Source organism: Pseudomonas sp. LBUM1663 (genome assembly GCF_059695905.1).
Genome location: NZ_CP166792.1, coordinates 2,902,259 through 2,923,559, shown reverse-complemented (window position 1 = coordinate 2,923,559; position 21,301 = coordinate 2,902,259). Strand labels below are relative to the sequence as shown.

Genomic DNA, 21,301 nt, shown 5'->3' with positions numbered 1-21,301 from the left:
ATGAATTTGTCCCCGCTCAATCGCCGGCGTTTCGAACTGTTCAAGGCCAACAAGCGTGGCTGGTGGTCGCTGTGGCTGTTTCTCGTGCTGTTCGGCCTGAGTCTTGGCGCCGAATTGATCGCCAACGACAAACCGCTGGTGGTGCATTACGACAACGGCTGGTATTTCCCGGCGCTCAAGCGCTACCCGGAAACCGCGTTCGGTGGCGAATTTCCGCTGGAAGCCAACTACAAGAGCCCGTACATCCGTGAATTGCTCAAGGCCAAGGATGCCTGGGTGCTGTGGGCGCCGATCCCCTACAGCTACCAAAGCATCAATTACGACCTGAAAGTCCCGGCGCCGGCGCCACCTTCGGCCGACAACCTGCTGGGCACCGACGATCAGGGCCGCGATGTGTTGGCGCGGGTGATTTACGGCTTCCGCATTTCGGTGCTGTTTGCCCTGACGCTGACCATTCTCAGCTCGATCATCGGCGTGATTGCCGGGGCCTTGCAGGGGTTCTATGGCGGCTGGGTGGATCTGGCCGGGCAGCGTTTCCTGGAAATCTGGTCCGGGCTGCCGGTGTTGTATTTGCTGATCATCCTCGCCAGTTTCGTGCAGCCGAACTTCTGGTGGCTGCTGGGCATCATGCTGCTGTTCTCGTGGATGAGCCTGGTGGACGTGGTGCGCGCCGAGTTCCTGCGCGGGCGTAACCTGGAATATGTACGCGCGGCCCGGGCGCTGGGGATGCAGAATGGGGCGATCATGTTCCGCCACATCCTGCCCAACGCCATGGTTTCGACCATGACCTTCATGCCGTTCATTTTGACCGGCGCCATCGGCACCCTCACCGCGCTCGACTTCCTGGGCTTCGGTCTGCCGCCGGGCGCGCCGTCGTTGGGTGAGCTGGTGGCCCAGGGCAAATCCAACCTGCAAGCACCGTGGCTGGGCATGAGCGCGTTTGCCGTGCTGGCACTGATGTTGAGTTTGCTGGTGTTCATCGGCGAGTCCGCTCGCGATGCCTTCGACCCGAGGAAGTGAAATGAATCAGGACAATCTGATCGAAGTGCGCGACCTGGCCGTCGAATTCGTCGTCGGGGATCACTGTCAGCGAGTGGTGGAAGGCGTCAGCTTCGACATCAAGCGCGGCGAAACCCTGGCCCTGGTCGGCGAAAGCGGCTCTGGCAAATCGGTGACCGCGCATTCGATCCTGCGCCTGCTGCCCTACCCGCTCGCCCGGCATCCGTCCGGGACCATCGAGTATTCGGGGCAAGACCTGCTGAGTCTGAAGGAGAAAACCATCCGCCACATCCGCGGCAACCGGATCGCGATGATCTTTCAGGAGCCGATGACCTCGCTCAATCCGCTGCACTCGATCGAGAAGCAGATCAACGAGGTGCTGGGCATCCACAAGGGCCTGGTCGGCAAAGTGGCGACCAAGCGCACGCTGGAGTTGTTGGAGATGGTCGGCATTCCTGAGCCGCACAAGCGCCTCAAGGCCTTGCCCCACGAATTGTCCGGCGGCCAGCGTCAGCGGGTGATGATCGCGATGGCGCTGGCCAACGAGCCCGAACTGCTGATCGCCGACGAGCCGACCACCGCGCTGGACGTGACCGTTCAGCTGAAAATCCTCGAATTGCTCAAGGAATTACAGGCCCGTCTGGGCATGGCATTGCTACTGATCAGTCACGATTTGAACCTTGTGCGAAGAATTGCGCATCGCGTATGTGTCATGCAGCGCGGTTGCATCGTCGAACAGGCATCGTGCGAAGAGTTGTTCCGCGCGCCGCAGCATCCGTACACTCGGGAACTGCTGGCAGCGGAGCCCAGCGGCAAGCCGGCGACCAACGTTATCGGCCCGCCGCTGCTGCAGGTCGAGGACTTGAAAGTCTGGTTCCCGATCAAGAAAGGCTTTCTGAAAAAGACCGTCGACCACATCAAAGCGGTGGACGGCATCAATTTCAGCCTGCCCCAGGGACAGACCCTGGGGATTGTGGGAGAAAGCGGTTCGGGCAAGTCGACGCTCGGTCTGGCGATTTTGCGGCTGATCGGCAGCAAAGGCGCCATCCGTTTTGAAGGCAAGCAGCTAGACTGCCTGACGCAGGCCGAGGTTCGGCCGTTGCGCCGGGAGATGCAGGTGGTGTTCCAGGACCCGTTCGGCAGCCTGAGCCCGCGGATGTGCGTGAGCCAGATCGTCGGCGAAGGCCTGCGGATCCACAAGATGGGCACCGAGGCGGAACAGGAACAAGCGATTATTGCGGCATTGAAGGAGGTAGGCCTGGACCCGGAAACCCGGAACCGCTACCCCCACGAATTTTCCGGTGGGCAGCGGCAGAGAATCGCCATTGCCCGGGCATTAGTGCTAAAACCGGCGTTGATTTTGCTGGACGAGCCGACATCGGCTCTAGACCGCACCGTACAACGCCAAGTGGTGGAGCTGCTGCGTTCACTGCAAACCAAGTACAACCTGACGTATCTGTTTATCAGCCATGACCTGGCTGTCGTCAAGGCGCTGAGCCACCAGCTGATGGTGGTCAAGCAAGGCCAAGTGGTCGAACAGGGAGACGCGCAAAGTATCTTTGCCGCCCCCCAACATCCGTATACACAGCAGTTGCTGGAAGCCGCTTTCCTGGCTCCGGCCACTGCGCAATAACCTGAAAGAGAGGAGCAACACATGGGTTTTCTCGCCGGTAAGCGCGTACTGATCGTCGGTGTCGCCAGCAAGCTGTCCATCGCATCCGGCATCGCTGCCGCCATGCATCGCGAGGGCGCTGAGCTTGCCTTCACTTATCAGAACGACAAACTCAAGGGTCGTGTCGAAGAGTTTGCACAGAGCTGGGGTTCCAACCCTGACCTGTGCTTCCCGTGCGACGTGGCCAGCGATGAAGAAATCGCCAAGGTTTTCGTTGAGCTGGGCAAGAAGTGGGACGGCCTGGATTGCATCGTGCACTCCGTCGGCTTCGCCCCGGGCGACCAACTGGACGGCGACTTCACTGAAGCCACCACCCGTGAAGGTTTCCGCATCGCTCACGACATCAGCGCCTACAGCTTCGTGGCCCTGGCCAAAGCTGGCCGTGAAATGATGAAAGGCCGCAATGGCAGCCTGCTGACCCTGTCGTACCTGGGCGCCGAGCGCACCATGCCGAACTACAACGTAATGGGCATGGCCAAGGCTTCGCTGGAAGCTGGCGTGCGTTACCTGGCCGGCTCCCTGGGCCCGGACGGCACCCGCGTCAACTGCGTATCGGCTGGCCCGATCCGCACCCTCGCCGCTTCCGGCATCAAGAACTTCCGCAAGATGCTGGCCGCCAACGAAGCGCAAACCCCGCTGCGTCGCAACGTCACCATCGACGAAGTCGGCAACGCCGGCGCCTTCCTGTGCTCGGACCTGGCGTCCGGCATCAGCGGCGAAATCATGTATGTAGACGGTGGCTTCAACACCACTGCGATGGGTAGCCTGGAAGAGTAATCTTCTGCTAGCCCATAAAAAACCCGCCGGTTCTGGCGGGTTTTTTATGCCTGCATTATCAGGCCTGAAGCAAATCCCCTTTGGGTGCGCTTGGCCATTAAACAACCCGCCTCGTTTGGCGGGTTGTTTTGCTTGCGTGTGCGCAAAAACACTATTAGCTCAGGATACCCAAAACTTTCGGATCTCGACCTGCACCGGAGTCCAGATCAACCGCGAGGATGATTCGATTACCGGTGCGTTGCACAATAATGTCATTCACGCGGCCTGCTTGCTGTCGAACCACCCCGGAGTTACCAAAAGAAGTGTCGAGCGCACCGCCTTCTGTGATGCGCAGCCAGTACAGCTTCTGCTCAGGAAAATCCTCACTCCCTCCAACCACGATTTTTTTATCTGGTTGTACGGTGATGGAGGGGATGTTTAAAAAGCTGGTACCCAGATCAACCACCAACGGCGCTCCATTGTTGAAGGTATTATCCGAAGTGCCATCACCCAATACTCGTTGCACGGCAATATAACGTTTGCCATCGTTATTAATCGACGTGACAACTGCGATGATTATCTTGTCATCATCCACCACCATCGCACCAAAATTAGTGGAATCGTTGTTCTCCCAAAATCCGTCAATGCCGAAGGTTTTGTTCAACGTGCCGTCTCGGTTATAGCAAGCCAAGACCGCGTTCGAGTCTGATGATGGATGGCCAACAATCCCAAACACAACGATGCGTTCGTCTGACAGGACGCCGATGCTATAGATCGTCGTAATCGGCCCCTTGAACCTGACTTCAAAACCGGTATCGAGATTACCTTGGTCATCAAGGCTGTATACGCTACCCGCCGAATCGATAGTTGCGCCGTCGTTGTCAGCCAATTGGTAACTTTCGGCCACTAAAACATGGTTGTCAGCAGCGAGGCATCCCGTAGGTTCGTAAGTCTGCAAACTCTGCCCCGGAGGGACGGGATCGATGGGTAAAGGCAACACTTTTGTGCCAAAGACTAAATCAGGAACTCCTCTGTCGTTGAATCGCGTAATCGCAGCCTGCCGGGTAAAGGGGTCACTACCCGTGTCACCAATCAACAGGAATTTGCCATCTTCTCGAGCAAGTAAACGTGTGGTCCTTTCAAATTGACCTTTGGCGAAGTCCCACGGGAACGGTGGGAAGGTCGGATCGGAAGTGCCATCAGCCATGGCTCGATAAACCCATGAGACACTGCCTTTTTGAGCCACGTAAAGAAGTTTCCCGGCAGATGTTTCAACGACACATTGAGAGGAGTCTTGCGGAATATTGATCATCCCGTTGTCAGCAAATCCCACATCCACATCACCTGGTGCTTGTTGCTGCGTGTTGGCTTGCGCTGTCATGCCGTTATCCTCCTGAAGTAAGGGCTCCATGCAATCAGGGGAATGCCAACAAACATCCATCCCGACAGCCGGATCCGTTTGACAGCGCCACGATAGTGCGAAAGCCGAAACAGATATCACTGTCATAAATAACAGTATTACTGTCTTCAAGAGCCAAAATCCATTCTTTACAGCACATAATCTGCCACGCCTGCTTTAACCGGCAGGTTGCGTCAGGCACTTGGCAAACAACTGCTGGATCGGCTGTGTGCGCTGGCTGTAGCGCTGCAGCAGCACGATTTCGCGGTAGAACGTCAACTCGCCCAACGGGATAATCCTGACCTTCGCCCCATGTTCAAGCCATAGCCCGGCCTCGGGCAGCAGTGAAACGCCGAACCCGCATTCGACCATCTTCACGATGGCTTCCAGCTCATCCAGCTCCATCGCCACGCGCACATCAATCTGCTGTTCACGCAAAAATCGCGTTATCAGGCGTCCACCGAATGAGTTGCTGTCGTAACGCACGTGCGGATAGCTCGCGAGGATCTGCAACGGATCATCACCCTCAAGGTCCATCGGCACGATCAATACAAACGGTTCCCGGCGAATCACCTGCGCCGACAGCTCTTTGGGCAGTTCAAATGGCGGCTTGATCAATATCGCCAGATCCACCTCACCGGTATCGACCTGACTCAACAAACTCATCGACACGCCCGGCACCAGTTTCGGCTCCAGCAGCGGTGCCTGCTCCCTCAACCGTAAAAATGCCTGAGGCAACAACCCGGTCTGGACCGTGGCCACTGCGCCGATTTTCAACTCGCCACGGTACTCGCTGACATCATCACTGACGGCCATCCGGCTAAACGTGTCGAGGATCTGCTGCGCCATCGGCAACGCCCGTTGCCCCGCGGCATTGAGAATCGCCTGACGCCCGGTGCGATCAAACAAGCGGATACCCAGCGCCTGTTCCAGATTGCGCATCTGTGCGCTGACCGCCGACTGCGTAAGGCCAATGTGCATGCCGGCAGCCGCGAACGTGCCGTAGCGCGTCACGGCGATGAAGGTTTTCAATTCGCGCAACATAAGCATTCTCGATTGATCGAAATAATTTGAGCTCGACGCAAAAACTATCGTCTTTCAATCAAAATTCATAGCGCTAAACTCTGCTTCAACTCCTGAGAATCTGAGGCGAACCCGATGCAACTCTCCCCTTTTCACTTGGCCGTACCGGTTTACGATCTGGCGGCTGCCCGACGCTTTTACGGCGACATATTCGGCCTGGAAGAAGGCCGCTCCAGCGAGCATTGGGTCGACTTCAACTTTTTCGGCCATCAACTGGTGATTCACCTGGCACCGAAAAACGCTTCTCAGGAAGCGGCGCACACCAATGCCGTGGACGGTCATAACGTACCGGTGCCGCATTTCGGTGTGGTGCTGGGGATGGCGGAATGGGAGGCGCTGGCCGAGCGCTTGAAAGGCCTTGGAACACGCTTCGTGATCGAGCCAGGCATCCGCTTCCAGGGATTGGTGGGCGAGCAGTCCACAATGTTTCTCTTCGACCCTTGCGGCAACGCTTTGGAGTTCAAGGCATTTAAAAACATCAGCCAGTTGTTCGCCAAATGACCCGCCCGGCCCTTGACGCGACCACCCTCAGTGAAGCGGTGGTCAATGGCGATACGACCGCTGCCGCCATCGCCGAATCCTTTCTTGAGTGCATTCAGGCGCGGGAGCCGGATATCCAGGCGTTCGTCTCGTTCGACGACCGGCAGGTGCGTGCCGATGCTGCGCAGAACACCGGGCGCGGCCTGCTGGCCGGCGTCCCCGTTGGCATCAAGGATATCTTCGACACCGCCGCCTACCCCACGCAATTCTTCTCGCCCATCTACACCGACCATCAACCGTCACGGGATGCCCACGTCGTGGCGCTGCTGCGCCAGGCCGGCGCGCTGATCATGGGCAAGACCCACACCACCGAATTTGCCTACATGCACACCGGCCCGACCCGAAATCCTCACGACCTCGCTCGCACGCCGGGCAGCTCCAGCGCGGGTTCGGCGGCCGGGATGGCAGCGGGTTTCTTTGCGGTGGCGCTGGGCACCCAGACGGCTGGCTCGCTGCTCAAGCCGGCGTCCTATTGCGGCCTCTTCGCCTACAAACCGTCTTTGGGACTGGTGTCGCTGGAAGGTGTAAAGCCACTGGCGCCGAGCTTCGATACCGTGGGTTGGTATGGACGATCGGTGCGCGATCTGCACCTCGTGGCACGCGTGTTAATTCCCGGTTTTGTAGTGCCAGACGTCGAGCGGCGTCCACTGCGGCTGGGTTTCTGCCGAACCTCACGCTGGAATCAGGTGGACGCCGAGGTGGCCTGCGCTCTGGAGCAGGCCACGGATCAGTTGCGCAGCGCCGGCCATGATGTGAGCGAACTGGAGCTGCCCGATGAGTTTGCCGCAGTGTTCGACGATCACCAGCTGATCAACGATTGCGAAGGTGCCCGCTCGCTGGCCAAGGAATTCCAACGCCACCGTGCTCAACTGAGCCCTTCGACACTGGCCATGTTCGAGCGAGCGGCGGCGACCACCTGGGAGCAGGAATCCGCTGCCAAGGCGCGCCTGGCCATGCTTGCGCCCCGTTTGAATGAGCTTTGCCAACCGTTCGACGCCATGCTCGGCGCCTCTTGCGGGATGGTCGCGCCGATGGGTCTGGAAAGCACCGGACCGTCGGATTTCATCAAGTTGTGGGGGGCGTTTGGCTGGCCGCAGGTGAACATCCCGCTGGTACGCCCCCAACCGATGTTGCCGGTCGGGCTACAGATCATCGGAAAGTTCAGGGACGATGGCCGACTGTTGCGAACGGCCGCCTACGTTGCCGCAGCGTTGCAAGGCGCCGCTCAACAATGACCCGTGTCGTTCATCGCCTTATCGGCCAGGGCCAACACGTCTTCCGCTGTCGGGTTTAGCCGAGCATCAAACTCGACCTGGCCAATGCTGAAGTGAATGGCAAAGCTGCGATTGGCCGTGGCATTGCGCTCGGCGAGTATTTCTTCGAGCCGGGCCTTGATCGCGGACAGCTCTACAATGCTTGCACCCGTCAACAGGGCGACAAACTCATCGTTGCCCAGTCGACCAATCACATCGCTTTCGCGAAAGGCGATACGCAGCACGTCAGCGAAGGTCTTCAGGGCGTGGTCGCCTTCGGCGCGCCCGTACAGATAGTTGATTCGCTTGAAGTTATCGAGGTCGAAAAACAGCAGCGTCGCCGGCAATCCCAGCTGCTGGCAGGCGTCCATCCCCTGTTGGGCCAGCGCTGTAAAACCGTGACGGTTGGGCAGCAGCGTCAACTCGTCCATGCTTGCCATCTGCACGCCCATCAGTTCTTGCTCGGCCTTGCGGGCCAGGTCACGCAGCAGCTCACGCTCCTGCAATGGCGAACGTAACGGGTCTGTACAAGCACCGCGCTTGACCGGTTTGCCTGGGATCAGCATGACTCACTCCATTGGCGGATACGTACTTTAGAGTCGTGCATATCCGGTTTGACTCCCTGTTAACGGACCGCCGGTCAACTGCCCTGCACCGGACACGGGCCTCCAGCGTCCGCCCACAGCTTGAACTGGGTGACGAAAATGTCGTGCGGCACCGGCACCGGCGCCCTTCCCTCACCCGGATTCCAGCCCCACAGCACCAGCTTGTCCTCGCTGACGTGCTTGATCAGGGCCGCGAAATCACGGTCACCATTACTGGATCGATCCTTGATCATCGCGCACAACTGGTCGGCCGGCAGACCGATCCAGGCCATCTTGTGCGCCGCCGGCGGCAAGCTCCAGTGCGGCGCTCCCGGCGGTGCATGCGGCCCGTAACTGGCGGGCGGATTGGCCTCGGCGTGACAGGTCGCGCAGGGCAAACCGGCTGCGCCCTTGCCGTCCATGCCGCGCACAACATTCATCGCGTGCGGGATTCCAGCGTCAAACTGCAGCGGCGAATCGCCCGGGATATGACAGTTCTGGCAGCGCGGACTCTGGAAGACCTTCTGCACCGTATCAAACGCCTTGATGGCTTCCTTATCGTCAGCAAACAGGTCCTCGGCGTAGCCGACCAGGCCGATCAATACCACCGCGCCCAGAATCAGATGTCGTTTCATGTCACACCCCCGACAGTTGCAACGGCAGTTCCCGCAAGCGCTGCCCGGTTAGGGCGAACACCGCGTTGGCCACTGCCGGCGCCGTGGGTGGGACACCGGCCTCGCCGATACCGCCGGACCTTTCGGTGCTCGGCACGATGTGCACTTCGACCACCGGCATTTCGTTGAGCCGCAGCACTGGGTAGTCGTGGTAATTGGATTGCACCACCTGGCCATCCTTGAACGTCAGTTTGCTGTACAAGGTAAAGCCGAGGCCGAAGGTGATGCAGGACTCCATCTGCGCCGCGATGCTCATCGGGTTGACCGCGATCCCGCAGTCCACCGCGCACACCACCCGGTGCACGCGGATTTTCAAGTTGTCCTGGGACACCTCAGCAACCTGCGCGACGTAACTGCCGAAGGATTCATGCACCGCCACACCCAGGGCGTGGCCGTCCGGTAATTCCGCCTTCCAGTTGGCTTTTTCGACGGCGAGGTTCAGCACGCCCAAATGTCGCGGGTGCGCCTTGAGCAGGGTTCGTCGGTATTCCACCGGATCCTTGCCAGCCGCCTCCGCCAGTTCATCAATCAACGACTCCATGACAAACGCCGTGTGGCTGTGCCCCACCGAACGTAGCCACAACACGCTGATGCCGGTTTTCGGCGAGTGCAGTTCCACCTGGTGGTTGGCCAGGTCTTCAAGGTACGGGCTGTCGGCGACGCCTTCGACCGAGGTTTTGTCGACACCGTCCTTCACCATGGTCGCCGCAAACGCGGTGCCTTCCATGATCGACTGACCGACCATCACATGCTTCCAGGCCACGGGCATGCCGCCAGCGTCCAGGCCGATGCGTGCCTGATGCAGGAACGCCGAGCGGTAGTAACCGCCGCGGACGTCGTCCTCCCGGGACCAAACGGTTTTCACCGGCCCGCCGGCCGCCTTGGCGACCTGCACGGCTTCAGCGACAAAGTCCGAGGTCGGATTGGCCCGACGACCGAAGCCGCCGCCGAGGAATTCGGTGTGGATTTCAACCTGCTCGGGCTTGAGCCCGGTAATCTTGCCCGCGATCATTTGATCCAGGGTCTGGAACTGCGTGCCGGTCCAGATCTCGCATTTCTCCTTGCTGATTTTCACCGTGCAATTGAGCGGCTCCATCGGCGCATGGGCCAGGTACGGCACGCTGTACTCGACGTCGACGGTCTTCGCCGCCTTGCCCAGTGCTGCGGTGGTATCGCCGGCCTTGCTGGCCGAGACGCCAGGCGTGGCCGCGAGTTTGCGGAAGCTTTCCAGTAATTTCTGGCTGTCGAGGCCGGCGTTCGGTCCCAGGTCCCAGTCGATTTTCAGCGCATCGCGCCCCAGCTTCGCCGCCCAGTAATGCTCGGCAATCACCGCCACGCCAGTGGGCACCTGCACCACTTTGTGCACGCCCGGCACGGCCAGCGCCTCGGCACCTTCGAAAGATTTGACGCTGCCGCCAAACACCGGCGAACGGGCAACCATGGCCGTCATCAAGCCATCGAATTGCACGTCCATGCCGAACTTGGCCCGGCCTGTGATTTTCTCCGGTGTGTCCAGGCGCTTGGTGGGTTTGCCGATCAGTTTCCAGTCCTTGGCCTCCTTGAATTTGATCGAGGCCGGATCCGGCACCGGCAGCTTGCCGGCATCGTCTGCCAGTTCGCCGTAGGTCGCGCGGTTGTCGCCGGCGATGACCACGCCTGACTCGGTGTGAATCGCCGAGGGCGCGACGTTGAAACGCTTGGCGGCCGCATCGATCAGCATCAGGCGCGCTGCCGCGCCGGCCTGCCGATAGCGATCGAACTCCATCCAGGTCGAGGTCGAGCCGCCGGTGATCTGCATCCCGCCGAAACCCGCCATGCCTTAGTCAGCCGCCGACGCGGGTGAATGTTCAACGCGGATTTTCGACCAGTCGGCGTCCAGTTCTTCGGCGATCAACATCGTCAGGCCGGTCCAGATGCCCTGGCCCATTTCCGAGTGACCGAGCAGTACGGTGACGACGTTGTCGTTGCCGATCCGTAAAAACGCATTGGGCGCAAACACGTTGCCTTCATTCTCCGCCCCCACAGCAAAGCGATGCGCGCCGGGAATGACGAACGCCACCACCAGACCTCCGCCCAACAACGCGCTGCCTTTGAGAAAACCGCGACGTGACACAGGGTTGATGCTGTTCATGGTTCAGACTCCCTTCGACGTGGCATCAACCGATTTCGGCAGCGCGTTTGACCGCAGCACGGATCCTTGGGTAGGTGCCGCAGCGGCAAATATTGCCGGAGAGCGCCTGATCGATGTCGCTGTCGGTGGGTTGGGGGATCTTCGCCAGCAGCGCGGCGGCGGACATGATTTGCCCGGACTGGCAGTAACCGCACTGCACCACGTCGAGTTCGGCCCAAGCTTGCTGCACCGGGTGCGAACCGTCGGTGGACAAGCCTTCGATGGTGAGGATTTTTTGCCCGTGGGCCACCGCGGTGGCGGGCGTGATGCAGGAGCGCAACGGCGCGCCGTCGACGTGCACGGTGCAGGCGCCACACTGGGCCATGCCGCAACCGAATTTGGTCCCGGTCAGGTGCGCGACATCGCGCAGGACCCAGAGCAGCGGCATGTCCGCGGGGACATCCAACTCCTGATCCTTGCCATTGATGTTCAGGGTCAGCATTGCGAATTTCCTCAGACTCTCGGTGTTCTGAAGGGGCGTCGCTGTGACACGGAATGCCTACGCGCGCCTCCGGTTATCCCTACAGCTAAGCGCAAAATGCCGGGGGAGACCGGTTCATCGACCACCGGTAACCCAATGAAGGTGAACGGGATTGCTTTGTAGCAGCTGTCGAGCCTGCGAGGCTGCGTCCGGCGACGCAGTCGTCGTAAACCCTGCGAACGCGGTTTTCCTGATGCACCGCGGCGTCTGACTTCATGACGACTGCGTCGCCGAACGCAGCCTCGCAGGCTCGGCAGCTGCTACGGATCGTGTTGAGACTTAGAAGTCGGTAGACACCGACACCTCGCGCCACGTCTGCAACTCATCGGCGACGAAGACGTTCTTGGCTTCGATCGCCGCGACGCAGTCACTGCCCAGCGGCAAGCGCAGCGGTGCTTTTTTGGCTTCCACCAGGGTGATCATGACCTGGGCGAGCTTGTCCGGGTCGCCCGGTTGATTCAGGGTCACGGCCTTGGCAATTTTGCGCACTTCGCCCGCAGTTCCGTCGTAGTCGGCAATCGTGGCTGGGGATTCAACCAGCGAATTGCCCTCGAGGAATTCGGTCCGGAAATAACCAGGCTCGACTACGGTGACGTTGACACCCAGCGGCGCCAACTCTGCGTGCAGCGCCTCGCTCAGGCCTTCGACGGCAAATTTGGTCGAGCAATAGACGCCAAAGCCCGGCCCCGATCTGTAACCGCCCACCGAAGACAGGTTGATCACATGCCCACTGCGGGCGGCACGCATATATGGCAACACGGCCCGAGTGATGTTCAGCAAACCGAAGACGTTAGTTTCGTACACGCGGCGCACTTCATCGGCGCTGGCTTCTTCCACCGCGCCCAGCAAACCGAAGCCGGCGTTGTTGACCAGCACGTCGATGCGCCCGAAGTGCTCGATGGCCGCCTTGGCGACCGCAACACCCTGGGCTTCGTTGGTGACATCCAGAGACATGGCGAGCAACGCGGGTTGAGTGCCAAAACGTTGGGTGACGCTGCTGGCATCACGGGCGGTGGCCACTACGGCGTCGCCATTGGCCAGTGCGGCCGCCGCGATCTTGGCGCCGATACCCCGGGAAGCGCCAGTGATGAGCCAGACACGTTTGAAAGTGTGGGAAGTTGTCATGATCGAGTTCCTTGTTTGGGTTGGGGTGAGCACAAGGTACGCAGGAAGATTGGTCGGAAAAATGCCCTCGTGTTACAAGCACTATGAAACTGTCTTTCATAATGGCGCCGAGATGAATCACGATCCTTTCGATGGCTTGACCGAGTTTCTGGCGGTGGCCGAGCACAAAAGCTTCACCCTCGCCGCCACCCGGTTGGCGGTGACGCCCACGGCGGTCAGCCATGCGATCAAACTGCTGGAGCGGCGCACCGGCGTGTTGCTGTTCCAGCGCACCACGCGCCGGGTGGCGTTGACCGAGGCCGGCGCCAGCCTGTTCGCGCGTCTGCGACCGGCGGCCAGTGAAATCGACGAGGCGCTGGCGGTGCTCAGCGGTTTCCGCGACCAACCGATGGGCACGTTGCGTATCACCGCGCCGCGCCTGTCCGGCGCCTTGTTGATCGAGCCGCTGATGCCGCTGTTTCGTGAGGCTTATCCGCAGGTCAGCCTCGACATTTCCCTGGACGACGCCACGGTCGACCTCATGGAAAGCGGTTTCGATGCCGGGATCCGGCTGGGAGAGTCCATCGAGAAAGACATGATCGCCGTGCGCCTGACACCGGACCTGCAATGGTCGGTGGTGGGTTCACCAGCGTACTTCGCCAGGGCCGGCAAACCGCTCAGCCCGGAAGACCTGACCCGGCATGCGTGCATCGGCTTCCGCTTTGCCAACTCCGGCAACGCGCATCGCTGGGAATTTCGCCGCGACGGGCGAGACTTCACGGTGGGCGTCGAGAGTAGCGTGCTCGTCAATGATCGCAAGCTACTGATCAGCGCCGCCCGAAACGGGCTCGGATTAGCTTACGCCTGCAACCTGGAGATCATCGACGAGCTGGCGAACGGTCAGCTGGAGCGAGTGCTGCAGCCGTTTGTGCCGCTGAGTTCGGCGTTGTACCTGTACTTCCCCAGCCGCACCCAGACTCAACCGAAACTGCGCGCGTTCATCGACATGGTCACGCAGTGGATCGCTGATCGCGGTGGCCTTGGGCGTTAGAGTCTCGGCTTAAGCAGGATGCCGGTGTAGTGCATGAGAAACAGAGCGAAAGCGCTGCTCCACAGCAACGCCGAAAGGCCCAGCCCCCACGCGGAAAACGGTACCAGAAACACCCGGCTCCCACCGGCGATCACCAGCAAGGCAAATCCCAGTACCACGGCGCTCGACGGCTGCAACAGTCGCCCGGTATGACCCAGGCTGACCCGTGCAATCATCGCCAGAATCAACCCGCCGATTCCGCCGACCGCCAAGGCGTGCGTGGCCAGACTTTGCTGCGGCATAACGCCTGCGTGCCACAACGCCATCGCCAGCGCAGCAACCACCAGCCAGGCATAAGCGAGGTACAGCGACCAGAGCAACGGCACGCGCCAGATACCCCGATCATGCCAGCGCCACAGCCGCAGCCCGTGCAACGCACCCATCAGCAGAAATAACGTGGCCAGCCAAGGTCTGGGCGCATCGTTTAACCCGCTGGCAAAGGACATCGCCGCGAGCAGGCTACTCAGCAACAACACTCTGGTTGGCCACGCGTGCGCGGCGGGTGCTGCAGGACGGTTCAAGCCACGCTGGATGAAAAAGGGAATGACTCGGCCGCCAATCACCGTCATCAGCGCCGCCACCAGCCACAAGGCTGCCAACACGCCACGCCGTTGCAGGCCCGCGTCATCGATCGCGATGCCCCACAGCGTCATGGCCTGACAGCTGGCCATCAACGTGATGACCAGCAGAATCGGGTAGTTTTCGCGCTTGCCGGCGGCCACCAGATCCCGTCCGATCGCCCAGGCCAGCAGTGGGAGAAAAGGCACTTGCGAGGCTAGCAACAGGCTATCGGAAATGGGCAGCAACCAGGCCAGTCGCGCCAGCAGCCAGACTAGCACCAGCCCCATCAAGGGCCAGCCGTTAAGGCTTGGGCGCCCTGTCCAGTTGGGCACTGCGGTCAACAGGAACCCGGCGATGATTGCCGTGGCAAAACCGAACGGCATTTCATGCCGGTGCCAAGCCAACATCCCGCCAACAGGCTGCGCGCCCGGCAGTCGCCCGTACAACCAAAGCGCCCAGATCGCCACCGCGATCGCAGCGAACCCGGCGCCTGCCAGAAAGAAGGGTCGAAAGCCAAGACTGAAGAGGGGCGCAGCGGCGAGTCTGCGCATCAGGCCACCGCCCTGGCCAAACCTGTACTCAACCGATGCTGGGCCAGCAGTCGCATCACGTAGCCGATCTTGAGCAAGGTCGGCCCGATGATGGTCATGGCATGCATCGTCACCAGCGCCACGATTGGCACATGGCCGTCGTAGAGATACGCGCCGTAGATGCCCGCCAAAAGCAGCGCCAGACCCGCGACCAGCACGCGACTCGACAGGTGCAGAACGTTCTGAGGATTGTTGAAGAACTCGAACATTTTTCCGTACTCCTGAAGCAGTTCAGTTGTACGTTTTACTTATCAAGTCTCGTGCCAGCTATTTAGTCCATTTAAATCAGTACCTTGAAGCGACATGAGTCATAACGACAACTTTCTTTAATGGTCGATATGACTCAAATCATTGTCATTTTGACTCGATCACGCCAATGCCTGAGGGCAAATGTCGATCTACGGTCCAGCCAATCGACGGCAAGGTGGCTACGCTGATAATCCAGCATGAATCACCCTAGAGGAGCATCACCATGCAACGCGTGCAAAAACTGACTCCCTGCCTCTGGTTCGACAATCAGGCCGAAGAGGCGGCGACGTTTTACTGTTCGATCTTCGATCACTCGAAAATCACCGCCATCACTCACTACGGCAAGGCCGGCCAAGAGGTTCATGGCATGCCCGAAGGCTCGGTGCTGACGGTCAGTTTCGAACTCGACGGACAGCCCATGACGGGACTCAATGGCGGTCCGTTGTTCACGTTCAGCGAAGCGATTTCCTTTCAGGTCAACTGCCAGACCCAGGAAGAAGTCGACTATTTCTGGGGCTCGCTTTCCGCCCATTCGGAGAACGAACAGTGCGGTTGGGTCAAGGACAAGTTCGGCCTGTCCTGGCAGATCGTGCCGGTCGCCATGATGGACATGCTCAAAGACCCCGACACGAAGAAATCCCAACGCGCGATGCAAGCCATGATGCAGATGAAAAAACTCGACATTGCCGCGTTGCGGCGAGCCTTTGACGGCGAGAGCTAATACACTCCGTTGCTGGCCTGCCGAGGACACTGACGATGAAGCACACCGTTGCCAAAGACGCTGACACAGCACCCCGCTTCTGGCGTGACGATGCCCTGCCCTTTATTGAAGCCCGTTCCATCGCCGACGGCCGCGAGGTCTGCTACACCCGGCATTCCCACGAGCACTTTTCCATCGGTGCGATCACCGCCGGGCGCAGCACCTACCTCCATGAGCAAGCGCAGTTTCAGGTCAGCGCCGGCACCGTGGTGTTGATGAACCCCGATGATGTGCATGCCTGCAATCCGATCGACGACCAGCCGTGGTCGTACCTGATGCTGTACGTCGAAACGCCCTGGCTGACCGATCTGCAACATCAGCTCGGTTTCAGCCAGGACTCGGCCTTCAGGCGGTTTTCCGTCACCCACACCCGCGATGGCAACCTGTTTGCCGGCCTCAACGGCCTGTACGAAATACTGGTTGACCCCTGGCAGGACGTGCTGCGCAAACACAGTGCGGCGGTGGAGTTTTTTACCGAGGTGCAACAGCGGCTCAACCCGATCGATCAAGCGCTGCGCGAACCCAATTTCAAGCTGGAACGGGCCGCCGACTACATTCGCGACAACTGCACACAGCCGCTCAAACTCGAGGACATTTGCGACGCGGCTCAACTGTCGCCGTCCTACCTGATTCGCGCCTTCAAGCACCATTACGGCATGACGCCCCATGCCTTTCTGGTCAACCGGCGTATCCAGTTCGCCCGTGATCAATTGCGCAGTGGCAAGTTGATTGCGGATGTAGCACTGGAAGCGGGTTTTGCCGATCAGGCGCATTTTCAGCGGGTATTCAAACAGCACTTGGCGGCGACGCCGGGACAGTACCGCGGCTAAGCCAAAACTGTTAATTCGTTAGCGAGTTATTTTATTTACATAGCAATTATGCAGACCTCGCACACTCTAAAAAACACACAACGACATATAACTTAAATGACAACGTAGTTATCTCTTATTTATGCTCCCTTCAAATCACCCACCAACTTGACACTAGAAGATGGAGCTTCTCACTTGAGCAATTCATATAACAACCTGTTTCGTTCCAACAACCAACGAGAAAAACAATCAGTCACTGACGCCATTACGCACTTCCTCAGTGATGACGATGTCATGAATACTATTGAATGGTCCTGGGACCGCTTATCGGTCACACGCACGACCGACTCCCACTTTGATAACTTGCATCGCCCCGCCGCCCTGTGTCTGTCGAGACTTATCCGCCATCCTGACTTTTTAAAGATCCGTTCCGAACACTCCATCCCTGCGACAAGTTCCTTTCAAGTCGATGAGTTGGGTCATCTCTATTACACCCATGAGAACGTCAGCAGCCGTACTGTCGATTCCGAGGTTGTCACCGTCGGCTACTTCTCTACCCGCACAGACATTACTCACGCGCTCGCCGGCCATCAATCGTTCGAGGAAGACCTTCAACTGTTGGCAAGCATGGCCAGGTTGACCGGCGGATGGGTGACCGCTACCGAAAAAATGGCGGTCAGTCAGTGGTTGCGCGTTCACGGCCTGGCACTGCCGGGCACCGTAGAAAGCGCCAAAGAGTTGATCGACTTGATCAATCACTCGACATTGCCGGACAGCCCGACGTACGAAGATTACTGGCAACTGCTCAATACCCCGGAAGACTCTCCGTTCAATCTCACGGAAGAAAACCGCGCAATCATTCGCCGTATCTCCGAGGACCAGACGGCAGGCGAAGTTCCACTGGTGAACCTGCTGGGAGATTCGCTGAGACTCGAAAGCGGCTCCGCCGATGGATTGCCCACCAGCCAAGGCTACCGAATGGCAAGGCTGATCGATATCGCCGTGTGGGCCGCCGACAATGGGCAAGAATACATCGATGCCCTGGGATGGTTCGCGGAAGAAACGGCCCCCAAACCCACTGAGCCGTTTATTGAGCAGTTGATCATTGCGGCGATGCTGCTTGACCTGGACCCTGACGCTGACCGGGCCAGTACCACATTTGCCGGCTTCGACCTCTATTCGAAACGTTACTTGCTGGCCAGTCCGGCAGAGGTGCGCAAGCAACTTGAACAGCATCTGGTTTCAGCCTGCAAACTCTATGAACTCTTTGCGCCGCTGGTGGCAGAACTGATCCTGGGCGGCATGGCGCCGGAATATCTGGTCCGTGATCTGCCGCCCGAATTACGTCTTGGAACGCCCGGCTGGGTTGTGTTCACCCAAGCCGTCCATTTCGCCGAGTCGATTGTTCCCGGCGTCTCGCGCAACATGACATATCAGCATTTGCTCGGTTTTGGCCGGATAGCGGAATTGAGCCCGACCATCAAAACCCTGTCGACAACGGTATCGGTCGACCCGGTCATCACCTGGGCCTTGATGAACAGGCTTGTCACCCGGGACGCCGAAGGCAACCTGAGCGCGGAAGCCGTGACGCTGGCCATGGATGAATATCAACAACACGTCGATATGATCAACAGCGCCGTGAATCAATTGGGCAAACCATTACCCCATCGCAAGCCGCTTGCGCTGAAGGAGCTGAAATCCTGGGAAGTGGACTGCGACCCGGAGGAGTTGTTGGTCAAGCATCGCGGTACCGGTGGAGGGGCTGGAAGAAAGGTATCGGTGATAGACCTTTATATGGGCGATGAACTTCACACCGAGGAGTGGGACCGGACTCATGGGGAAAGCATTTATAAGTCTTTCCCTCACTTAGTCCGTATGCCGCCTGTTGCCGAACTGTACGAGCCCGTCTTTGACGACCATATCGATGCAATGACCCATGCGTTATCCGCCTCGATCAAAGTTGCTTTTTCGCAACTTCGACCACAGGACAGGCAGTTTATCGAAGAGGGGCATTTGGCAATCTATCAGGTTAATTCGTGGGGACCAGGAGGACTTGACGGCGTCGTTCCATTGGGCGAAAGAGGTCCTTACGGAACCATTATCTATGCGCGAAAGGACTCGCAAATTCGCTGCTATGAGCTTTTTCCACTCAGAATGGAATGCGTCGTAAACAAACAACTGACTGAAGCGTATTGGTTAAAAGGCGTCGACGTTGACTTCGAAAAAAACTATCCAGAAAAAAGACTGTTTAGCGAGGCCCCCATAGACGACGAGGCCTATTATAAAAACCTGGCACCCCGTAGTGACCGGCGCTCCCAGGTGATTTTCCATAAGCTCGGCGAGTTCAACATACCCTCTGACAATACCGACACCACCTCGCCGAACCGCTACTTCCGCTCCCAACGGAAAAATGAAATCAGCGATTTTATTGCCAAGGAGAATCCGTACTTCAACAAAGGCGCGCTGAAAACACTGAGCCTTGACGAAACGGAACGCGAAAAAGCAATCGCCAGTACCGATGCCGTATTCAATGTCATTTTGAACCTGATCATTCCGTTCAAAGGGTGCATCGAGGACCTTTCCTCAGGTGTTCCAGCAAGACAGCGGAGCGCGATTCTGGGGTGTGTCATCGACGCCGCGGCGCTGGTCATGTCATTCGCCATCATTGGCGTAAAAGTCGTCGCAATCAGTGCAAAAGCCACGACCCTGGTTTCGAAGCTGTTGTCTGCCTCCACAGTCGTGGCCAGTACCGCAGTCAGCCTGGTCAATCCGGTCAGCGGCGTACCGCAGCTGTTCAAGGGTGGCGCCCGGCTGCTCGGCCGAAGCGTGGCGAAACTGAGCGGCAGCGCCCTTTCCGCTTCACACGCGGCCAGACAGCAACTGCGTTACCTCACCGGCGCGAACAGCTACAACCTGATCAAGGCCATCGACCATACCGGCGCGGCGCCCCGGATCCGCATGTCGCTGGACTCGGTGGCCCATGGCCGAGCGCTGTTCAAGGACGACAGCATTCAGACTGTCGAACAGATTGTGGCCCGTCTGGGGGACAAGAACATTCGATTACCCGAGAGTGCAACCCACCTCGAACTGGAGCATCTGTTCAATAATGCGGTCATCGAATCGGCGACCCAATTCAAGCAAGCGCAAGATCTGGAGGCCTTGATTGGTCGAATGGCGGTCGATGACCTGTTCGCGGCGGTCCTGGATAAATCGCAATACGGCTACACCACCGCACGCTCCGCATCGGGTGCCCAAGGTTATGCCGACACACTGGCCACCTTTGCCCAGGTCGAAGCAAAAAACGTCAATTACATGAAGGGTTACCAGCAAAACGTGCTGAAGCAGGACCTGGGCAAGGCGCCGTTCAACCAGGCCATGGCGGAATCAACGTTCAACCCGAATGGTTTTACGGATAATTCGCAGCGGGCAGGCGCCTGGATTGTCAACGGTTCGACCTCCCCCGGTAATGACGTTGACAGCATCGTTCAGGTCCTGCGCGACTACGCGGGCAACGAAAAATCGCTGACCGATCCGGCGGTGATCAAAGAGGTGCACGCACGGATTGCCCCTGCAACCTCGGACATCGTGCGCATTGGCGTCAATGACAAGAAGTACGCCAGCAACATCAGTGGCTTCGCCGCAATGGAACAGCATCTGAAAACACTGGACACCGGCCATGAGTATTTCGACAAACATTTGCTGGCGACCGTCGTGGGATTCCACGGTTTGGGCGACGGCAACGGTCGTACCGGTCGTGCGCTGTACGCCATCAGCCAACTGCGAAACAACCGCTTCACACCGCTGACAAAAAACGAGTTCAGTTTGCTGCACGGCCTCGATTGAGGTGAGTTGCCTGGGGGCTAGGAAGCCAGCAGATACACGGCACTCGCCCCCAGCAATAGCGCCATGACCCGGTTGAACCAGCGCATGCCTGCCGGGTTATTCAGATAACCCTGCAGGAAAGTTCCGGCATACACCCAGCACCCCACCGACACGTAGCAAATCACCAGATACACCGCTGCGAACTGCCAGACCAACCGTGCCTCGCCGTCCGCGACGAAGGCGCCCATACCCGCCACACAAGCCAGCCAGGCTTTCGGGTTGAGCCATTGCATCACCGCGCCGTACAGCATCGACGGTGCCCGACGCGACTCTTTCGCGTCGATGCGACCATCGTCCGCCGCAAGCTTCCAGGCCATGAACAACAGAAACGCCACGCCCGCCAGTTGCACCACCCGCGTCAGCGCGGGCCAAAGGCGCAACACCTCATGCAGCCCCAGGCCCATCAACACCAGCAACAACACAAAGCCCAACGTGGCCCCGGCCACATGCCGCTGACTGGCGCGGAAACCGAACTGCGCCCCCGAACTCAACGCGACAATGTTCACCGGCCCCGGCGTTATCGACGCCACCAGGGCAAATGTCGCCATGGAGATAATCAGACTCATCGCACACCTTCTTCAATTCAGGAAAACCAGCGCCCAAGGTACTGAGCGCCTTGCCCTGCGTATTGAAGAAAACTGCCTA

The 21,301-nt window shown here is 59.0% G+C and carries 18 protein-coding genes and 1 pseudogene; 9 read left to right on the top strand and 10 right to left on the bottom strand.

Annotated features, from left to right (window positions below):
- The 3 genes from ACA075_RS13435 to fabI are packed head-to-tail and all read left to right on the top strand — an operon-like array spanning position 1 to position 3,448.
- Entirely contained in the window at positions 1-1,020 is a 1,020-nt protein-coding gene (locus ACA075_RS13435; protein WP_010459784.1) for an ABC transporter permease, read from the top strand.
- A 1-nt stretch (position 1,021) separates the two neighbouring features.
- On the top strand, positions 1,022-2,632 hold the full coding sequence (locus ACA075_RS13430; RefSeq protein WP_131062917.1) for an ABC transporter ATP-binding protein: 1,611 nt from the start codon (positions 1,022-1,024) through the stop codon (positions 2,630-2,632).
- A 21-nt stretch (positions 2,633-2,653) separates the two neighbouring features.
- Complete coding sequence (gene fabI, locus ACA075_RS13425) at positions 2,654-3,448, top strand: enoyl-ACP reductase FabI (protein WP_008152082.1); 795 nt, start codon at positions 2,654-2,656, stop codon at positions 3,446-3,448.
- Positions 3,449-3,602: 154 nt separating this feature from the next.
- On the opposite strand, the gene ACA075_RS13420 is transcribed toward fabI, so the two are convergent.
- Positions 3,603-4,808, bottom strand: a complete 1,206-nt coding sequence (locus ACA075_RS13420; protein ID WP_497298905.1) for an NHL repeat-containing protein — start codon at positions 4,806-4,808, stop codon at positions 3,603-3,605.
- 195 nt (positions 4,809-5,003) lie between these two features.
- Complete coding sequence (locus ACA075_RS13415) at positions 5,004-5,870, bottom strand: LysR family transcriptional regulator (RefSeq protein ID WP_497298904.1); 867 nt, start codon at positions 5,868-5,870, stop codon at positions 5,004-5,006.
- Positions 5,871-5,984: 114 nt separating this feature from the next.
- Between ACA075_RS13415 and ACA075_RS13410 the strand changes: the two genes are divergently transcribed.
- Positions 5,985-6,410, top strand: a complete 426-nt coding sequence (locus ACA075_RS13410; protein ID WP_497298902.1) for a VOC family protein — start codon at positions 5,985-5,987, stop codon at positions 6,408-6,410.
- Positions 6,407-7,684, top strand: a complete 1,278-nt coding sequence (locus ACA075_RS13405) for an amidase (protein WP_497298900.1) — start codon at positions 6,407-6,409, stop codon at positions 7,682-7,684. Before ACA075_RS13410 ends, ACA075_RS13405 begins: the two co-directional genes overlap by 4 nt.
- Here the strand turns inward: ACA075_RS13405 and ACA075_RS13400 are convergent.
- The 5 genes and pseudogenes from ACA075_RS13400 to ACA075_RS13380 all read right to left on the bottom strand — a co-directional run bounded on the left by ACA075_RS13400 (position 7,675) and on the right by ACA075_RS13380 (position 12,736).
- A complete protein-coding gene (locus ACA075_RS13400; RefSeq protein WP_497298899.1) occupies positions 7,675-8,268 on the bottom strand; it encodes a GGDEF domain-containing protein in 594 nt (197 codons plus the stop codon). The genes ACA075_RS13405 and ACA075_RS13400 overlap by 10 nt on opposite strands.
- Before the next feature lie 74 nt (positions 8,269-8,342).
- Positions 8,343-8,921: a hypothetical protein gene (locus ACA075_RS13395; RefSeq protein ID WP_497298898.1), complete on the bottom strand. Its 579-nt coding sequence runs from the start codon at positions 8,919-8,921 to the stop codon at positions 8,343-8,345.
- 1 nt (position 8,922) lies between these two features.
- Positions 8,923-11,091: pseudogene (locus ACA075_RS13390) on the bottom strand (xanthine dehydrogenase family protein molybdopterin-binding subunit).
- A 25-nt stretch (positions 11,092-11,116) separates the two neighbouring features.
- A complete protein-coding gene (locus tag ACA075_RS13385; RefSeq protein WP_094467681.1) occupies positions 11,117-11,572 on the bottom strand; it encodes a (2Fe-2S)-binding protein in 456 nt (151 codons plus the stop codon).
- 318 nt (positions 11,573-11,890) lie between these two features.
- Positions 11,891-12,736: an oxidoreductase gene (locus ACA075_RS13380; protein ID WP_497298897.1), complete on the bottom strand. Its 846-nt coding sequence runs from the start codon at positions 12,734-12,736 to the stop codon at positions 11,891-11,893.
- 112 nt (positions 12,737-12,848) lie between these two features.
- Here ACA075_RS13380 and ACA075_RS13375 point away from each other — a divergent pair, with 112 nt between their 5' ends.
- Positions 12,849-13,766 carry a LysR family transcriptional regulator gene (locus ACA075_RS13375; protein ID WP_497298896.1) on the top strand — a complete coding sequence of 306 codons (918 nt, stop codon included), beginning with the start codon at positions 12,849-12,851 and terminating at the stop codon, positions 13,764-13,766.
- On the opposite strand, the gene ACA075_RS13370 is transcribed toward ACA075_RS13375, so the two are convergent.
- Together ACA075_RS13370 and ACA075_RS13365 are read right to left on the bottom strand one after the other, a co-directional pair.
- Positions 13,763-14,917 (bottom strand): NnrS family protein, encoded by a 1,155-nt coding sequence (locus ACA075_RS13370; protein WP_497298894.1) that lies wholly within the window; start codon positions 14,915-14,917, stop codon positions 13,763-13,765. The two genes, ACA075_RS13375 and ACA075_RS13370, sit on opposite strands and share 4 nt — an antisense overlap.
- On the bottom strand, positions 14,917-15,165 hold the full coding sequence (locus ACA075_RS13365; protein ID WP_497298893.1) for a transmembrane sensor/regulator PpyR: 249 nt from the start codon (positions 15,163-15,165) through the stop codon (positions 14,917-14,919). Before ACA075_RS13365 ends, ACA075_RS13370 begins: the two co-directional genes overlap by 1 nt.
- Positions 15,166-15,428: 263 nt before the next feature.
- On the opposite strand from ACA075_RS13365, the gene ACA075_RS13360 reads away from it, so the two are divergent.
- The 3 genes from ACA075_RS13360 (at position 15,429) to ACA075_RS13350 (ending at position 20,617) form a co-directional block, all read left to right on the top strand.
- Entirely contained in the window at positions 15,429-15,926 is a 498-nt protein-coding gene (locus ACA075_RS13360; RefSeq protein ID WP_497298892.1) for a VOC family protein, read from the top strand.
- 35 nt (positions 15,927-15,961) lie between these two features.
- Entirely contained in the window at positions 15,962-16,795 is an 834-nt protein-coding gene (locus ACA075_RS13355; protein WP_497298890.1) for an AraC family transcriptional regulator, read from the top strand.
- Between the two features lie 174 nt (positions 16,796-16,969).
- The gene (locus ACA075_RS13350) at positions 16,970-20,617 is read left to right on the top strand and encodes a hypothetical protein (protein WP_497298889.1); all 3,648 of its coding nucleotides are present in this window, start codon (positions 16,970-16,972) and stop codon (positions 20,615-20,617) included.
- A 17-nt stretch (positions 20,618-20,634) separates the two neighbouring features.
- Here ACA075_RS13350 and ACA075_RS13345 read toward each other — a convergent pair whose 3' ends face one another.
- Positions 20,635-21,222 carry a LysE family translocator gene (locus ACA075_RS13345; RefSeq protein ID WP_497298888.1) on the bottom strand — a complete coding sequence of 196 codons (588 nt, stop codon included), beginning with the start codon at positions 21,220-21,222 and terminating at the stop codon, positions 20,635-20,637.
- Positions 21,223-21,301: the final 79 nt, after the last annotated feature.